Source organism: Rhizobium sp. 1399 (assembly GCF_031455475.1).
GTDB lineage: Bacteria > Pseudomonadota > Alphaproteobacteria > Rhizobiales > Rhizobiaceae > Rhizobium.
The window spans coordinates 1-6,169 of sequence record NZ_JAVDSU010000030.1 but is presented as its reverse complement, the minus strand read 5'-3'; the positions used below and the strand labels follow the sequence as shown (position 1 = coordinate 6,169).

4 protein-coding genes are annotated in these 6,169 nt (G+C 59.6%); 3 read left to right on the top strand and 1 reads right to left on the bottom strand.

Annotation, left to right across the window (positions count from 1 at the left end):
* Window positions 1–245: 245 nt before the first annotated feature.
* A complete protein-coding gene (locus tag J2X71_RS38000; protein ID WP_310390563.1) occupies window positions 246–1,475 on the top strand; it encodes a right-handed parallel beta-helix repeat-containing protein in 1,230 nt (409 codons plus the stop codon).
* A gap of 93 nt (window positions 1,476–1,568) precedes the next feature.
* Here J2X71_RS38000 and J2X71_RS37995 read toward each other — a convergent pair whose 3' ends face one another.
* Window positions 1,569–3,023 (bottom strand): hypothetical protein, encoded by a 1,455-nt coding sequence (locus J2X71_RS37995; RefSeq protein WP_310390562.1) that lies wholly within the window; start codon window positions 3,021–3,023, stop codon window positions 1,569–1,571.
* A 689-nt stretch (window positions 3,024–3,712) separates the two neighbouring features.
* Here J2X71_RS37995 and J2X71_RS37990 point away from each other — a divergent pair.
* Complete coding sequence (locus J2X71_RS37990) at window positions 3,713–4,810, top strand: glycosyltransferase family 2 protein (RefSeq protein WP_310390561.1); 1,098 nt, start codon at window positions 3,713–3,715, stop codon at window positions 4,808–4,810.
* 1 nt (window position 4,811) lies between these two features.
* Window positions 4,812–6,169: O-antigen ligase family protein (locus J2X71_RS37985; protein ID WP_310390560.1), on the top strand; the 1,358-nt coding region annotated here is incomplete at its 3' end.

Genomic DNA, 6,169 nt, shown 5'->3' with positions numbered 1-6,169 from the left:
TGCCGACATCGTCGTCGCCATCAACAATGTCAAACCCAAACGCCACGCCAAATATAACTTCCGTGACTCCGAATTATACGCAAGGTCGTTGATGAAATACCACGATTTTAAAGTGTAAAACTGAGCATTACGAAGAGTTTAATAGCCTTGAGCGATCCACCGCCGCCTTGGGCAGTAGGTGAACGGCATCAATCATCAAAGCCCATACCCGGGGATCAGCAGACTACACGGACAAGAGAAGAGTGATGACGGACTATTATGTTGCCACTGACGGAAGCGACATCGCCAAAGGCAGCTTGTCTGCACCATGGAAGACGATCGGCCGCGCCATGCAGGCGCAACTCAAGCCCGGCGATCAGGTGGTGATAAAGTCAGGAACGTACCATGAGCAGATCGTGGTGACGAAGGATGGTGCGGCGGATAATTACGTCACCATCCGCTCCGAATTGCCGGGCGACGCTTTACTCAGGCCACCTTCTTCGGACACCTACAGCACGCTGAATGTGCGGGCGAACTACGTCAAGATCGAGGGTTTCGACGTCGTTGGCGGCGGGGGACATGCGATCGATATTGAAGGATCGCACCATGTCACGATCAAGGACAACATCGCCCATGACAGCGGCGGCTCGGGTATTTCCAGCGCCAAATCGGATTGGCTAACTATCGAAGACAACCGGGTCTACGGCAACGCCGCGACGAATGGCTATCAGTGCAGCGGCATCTCGCTCTGGCAGAACATGGATCTCGCCGCAGGCAATGCCGAATTCCGCAACATCATCAGGAACAACATAAGCTACAACAACGTGCAAGGACCTGCCATCAACTGGGAACATACGGATGGAAACGGTATCATCATCGACGGCTTTCAAGACACGAAATACCGCTCCGGCACTCTGATCGAGGGCAATGTCTCCTACGGCAATGGTGGCAAGGGCATCCACGTCTTCCTGAGCGACTTCGTCACGGTGCGCAACAATACCGTGTGGCACAACAACCATGACAATGCCAACAAGGGAAGCTGGCGGGGCGAGTTGAGCAACGCCATGGGTAGCTACAATACCTGGGTGAACAACGTCGCAGTGGCGGATCCGCGAACGGACTCCAGAAACCGCGCCATCAACGATGTCAGCACCAACGGCTACGTGAACAAGGATGTGAAGTGGTACAACAATATCACCTTCAATGGCACTCCGCGCGAGGCATCGGTGCTTTCGGACGGCCAAATGCCGGACGCTGCCAACGGGAACCTGCTTGGGCTTGATCCGCTGCTTTCGAATCCGGCCACGGGAGATTTCCACCTGAAGCCGGGTTCGCCGGCCATCAATGCGGGAACGTCCACTTTCGGGCTCGGATCTGTCGACATTGACGGGCAGGCCCGCGTGAACGGCAAGGTCGACATTGGAGCGGATGAGGCCACCTACAGTGCGGACACGCCGCCGAATGCTCAGGACGTTTCTGGCTCGGCACCGCGATGAATACAGTCTCCGAGAACATTTTCGCCAACGGCGACTAGATCATACCGAGCTCAGTGGCGATGATCGCAACAGCTCGACGCGCAATATGGGTGCTTAGCCGCAAGGCAATGAACCCGTCGATGGCGCGCGTCGCCAGATCTGGAAAGCCTGAAAGGTTTCGGTGATTTGAAAATGCTGGTCGGACAGGAACGTGGCCAGCACCCGTTCTGGATCGTAGATATCAGGCTTGCTGGTGACGACGACGGTCGGAGCTCCCAGTGCGGAAGCAAAACCTGGCCGTGGCTCAGACACATAGAGTGCACTGCCACACCCCTGGCCCAGCGGCACATGGTAAACGAGGGCACCAAGCGCGTCGGCGCTCCACCAGACGCGATCCCCCTCGGTAAGGGCTGAGCGTACGACAGCGGCCGCAGAGCGATAGTCGTCCTTCGCGTGACGAGACGCGAATCTGATGCTTGCGCCGGAGGCCAATGCCATCACCAGAAAACCAAGCACCGCGAGCTTGCCTACAGGCTGACGCCAGAGCAGCGTCACGCCTGCCGCCTGCAGCGCCAAGACGACTGCGATTGCGGGCGCGAGATGGCGACCGACGACGCGCCAGTGCAGAATATATCCGGCAATCAGGATCAGTGCAGCTGCCACCGTGAACGCGACCGCACAGGCCGCCAGTGTGCGCGGCGGAATATTGCGGATGGCATGGATCATGCCGGCCAGTGTCACCGCCGCGACCAGGATGGCATAGCTCGCCAATGCAACCAGGTAGGAGGAGACGACCGCCCCCTCCCCGGCGCGCAGATCCGTGCGGCCCGGCCCGAGGCCTGCAAAACCCAGCAGCTCGTAGGCCGAGAAAACCAGAGTCCGCGCGTCGGTCGTCGCCACTTTGGTGCCGCCCGCCCCTCCAAGCACCGTCCAGAGATAGTAGAGCCCGAGCGGCGCCAGCACGACCCCGAGCAGAACCGACGGCCCGATGATGTGGCTGATAGCAAGCCGGCGAACGTGCCAGGGTACGGCACAAGCCGCGGCGGCAACGGCGGATGCAGCCCATATCGCGCCGAGCAAGCTGCTTCCGGCAAGAGCAATAAGCCCGAACGCAAGCAGCCAAACTTGGTAGGGCCGAAGGAGCGGACCTTCTGCGCCGCGATCGCTCGCGGCAACGACCGCGCGTTCGAGCAGGCCGAAGACCATCAGGCTCGCCCCGATCTGCATGCCATAAGGCCGCGCCTCGTCGATATAGTACCATAGAAACGCGCTGGTCCCCGCCACCAGAAGCCGATCAACCCGGCCGTTGGCGAAGATGTAGAGGCCCGGAACAAGCCAGAGCAGGTTCATCACCCTCAGCGCGACCTCGCCGTCGCCTGCAACCTTCTCCCAGGCCCAGATCGCCACGAGGAAAAACGGCATCTGCGCATCGGAGCCAGTCTCCGCGACCATACGGGCCAGAAGCGCCCCGAAGTGCGGCTCCGCTGCACGCCACGCCGTATTGGCCTCGTCTATCCAGTAGCTCTGTCCGCTGATCGCCGTGCAGAGCGCCACCAAAGTGGCCACCATGGCGAACCACAGAGCGACGTGCCGCGACAATGGGCGCAAAAATGATCTTGATTTATTGACCGGGTTCGATGGCCCCGCGATCTCCGCGCCCAGCGCCGGATTGAGGTCAGATATGCCCATCCACGTACAAGTCTCCAAACCTGTCCAGCACGCCGCCGGTAATACATCTATCCCGGCTTCGATCAGCGCTAAGACTAACGCGTTCTTCGTTCGAGCAACAATCAGCACAAAGTGGTACGCGTACGTCTTATGGCTCGCTTTCTACCAGCCGGTATAAAGAATAAAGTTCGTTTCTACAGAGGTTTGCGTGTCATCACAGACGGAGATTCCGAGAGAAGTTCGATGAGCCTCGGAGCTTGCCAGTTCGGCAAGCTGGATGGAGCCGGGAATGGTCAAGAGTAAGATTAGTGTAAAGAGTAATCGGATCGAGCGGTTTCCTCAAAAGACCTATGGGTGGCCCCGCTGCCTTGGCAGAGCCTTTTATCGGGCCCGATCCCTATTCGTCATGTGCCGGCAGTTGCTCAATCGGCTGAGCGCCGATCGTCATGCGGTAGCTGGCACCCGTGGTCCAACCCATTTCATCACATCGGGGGCTTAACATGTTGCCGCACAGCACGGAGTTCCCCCGCACATGGCCAATTGCCACAACTGATCTTCCGCCCCGCGGCATGTCCGATACGGACGGCCTGGTGCTGAGTATTGTTGTGCCGGTGTTCAATGAGGAGGAGACGATCGTGCTCTTTCTCCAGGCTCTGGATGCACAGACCAACGCGATCCGCAACGCTCTCGGACCAGGCGGACAGGTGGAGATTCTGTTCGTCGACGACGGCAGCCGAGATCGCACTGTGGAGATTATCGAAAGTCTCGTGGCGCAGCGACCGGATATCGGCCTGATCTGCCTGTCGCGAAACTTTGGCAAGGACGCAGCACTGGCAGCCGGCCTTGCCCATGCACGCGGCGACGCAATCATCCCGATGGACGTCGATCTGCAGGACCCGCCGGACATCGTTCCGGATATGGTGAGCGCCTGGATGCGCGGTGCAAAGGTGGTCAACGCACGCCGCAAGAGGCGTGGCAGCGACACCTGGCTCAAGCGCTGGAGCGCCACGGCTTTCTACGGGCTCTATAATCGGATGGCCGATTACCCCATTCAGGACAATGTCGGCGATTTCCGGCTGCTGGATCGCAGTGTCGTCGATGTTCTGAACGGCATGCCGGAACGCATCCGCTTTATGAAAGGTCTGTTCTCCTGGGTTGGCTTCACTCAGGCGACGGTAGAATACGACCGGCCGAAACGCACGGCGGGCACCTCCAAGTGGGTATATTGGCGCCTGTGGAACTTCGCTTTGGACGGGATCACCGGATCGACGACGATGCCGCTGCGGATCTGGACCTATGTCGGCCTCGTTGTCGTCTTTCTGGCGCAACTCTACGCAGCCATCATCATTGGGCGAACGCTGATATTTGGCGTTGATGCACCTGGTTATGCATCAATAATGGTCGTCATTCTGATGTTCGGCGCGTTCAACATGATCTCCGTCGGGCTTCTCGGCGAATATGTCGGCCGCATCGCAGTCGAGGTCCGGCAACGGCCGCTTTATCTGGTGGAGCATCTGACCGGCCGAGCCGCTGCGGGGTCGGCTACCGGCGCCGTTGCTGATCCGGCACGGCGTGACACGCCCGCCGGCGCCAACTCTCTGCGGCGGGTCGGCATCGCCGCAAGTTCCGCGGTGACGAGCGCGAGAGCGTCGGAAGGCCAGTTGAGCAGCCAGTATCCGGCAGAATGACATGGTGGATAAGGCTTGCTACCCGGCAGTCTACAGCCCTAGTGTCATCCTGCCTTGGCGTTCGATGGAGTGCGTCGGCGTCATCATCGCGCTGCTCCTTCTGAGCGGTTGCGTTTTTCCCCTGATCGATCGCGATGGCTACCTGGATGCCAGCGAGATGGCGACTCTTCGCCTGCTTGGCATGCCTATCTATCTGATTTCTCTTGGGCTCTTGGCTCGAAATCAGGCAGAGCTGCTGATCGCCATTCGCCGTAGCCTGCCCTTCGTTGTGCTCCTCCTGTTGCCGCTTGTCTCCGTGCTGTGGTCGCCCAGCCCCACCCTCACTCTGCAGCGGGGCATTGCGCTCATTCTCTCCGTATCGCTTGCATATCTTCTCGCCATCCTGTTCACGCCGCGGCAATTGTTGTTGCTGACGGTTGTGGTGCTTGGCTCCGGCATGGTGTTCAGTCTTTTGATGGCTGTGGCATGGCCCAGTCGTGCGTTCACCGTGGGCGAGAGCTCTCTGAGGGGGGTCTTTGACAACAAGAACGCGCTCGGGTGGAACGCCGCAATAGCGACTTTCGCATGCAGCGTGACGGCGGCGGATCGACGGGTGGGGCTGAGAATCCTCAGCATATTGCTGGTGGGCGCCAGTCTCGTTTGCCTCGTCGCGTCCCAGTCGATGACGGCCATGACCTCACTTGCCAGCGCGGTGGTGGCCACGGTTTTCTTCCTTGCTCTATCAAAGACCCGCGACCTTGGACGGGTGACCCTCGTGCTGGTCTGTCTGCAATTGGTCGCGCTGGTCCTTGTAGGCCTCAGCGAACTGCTCGTTCCCCTGCTCGAAGCGCTGGGCAAGGATGCGACGCTGACCGGTCGTGTTCCGCTCTGGCGGGAAGTGGATCACGCAATCGGAAGGCGGTTGTTGTTCGGCTACGGCTATCAGGCCTTCTGGGCCGATTCCAACCCCGATGGCTGGCACGTCCGAGCCGCGGCGGGGTGGCCGGCGCCGCACGCCCATAATGGATTTCGTGACACATTGCTAAGCCTCGGACTCCTGGGATTCATCCCCCTGGTCTGGACCATTGCCCGCGCGGTGCGGCAGGGTGCGACGCTGCTGTGTGATGCTCCCGAGGAAGGTTGGCTGTGGCTGAACGTGCTGGTCATCATGTTCCTCGTGATGAACCTCACGGAAACGATCCTCCTCACTCAAAATAGTCTTCTCTTCGTCCTGTTTGCCACTGCCGTGATTATGTTCGCGATCCGGTTTCCGACCGAAGCGAGAGATCTGACGTCTGGTTTACGTTTGCTCCGTCGCAGGATGGTGATGATCGCGGCTCTGATGGTGGTGCTGATGGCGGCTTTCATCGTGCTGATATC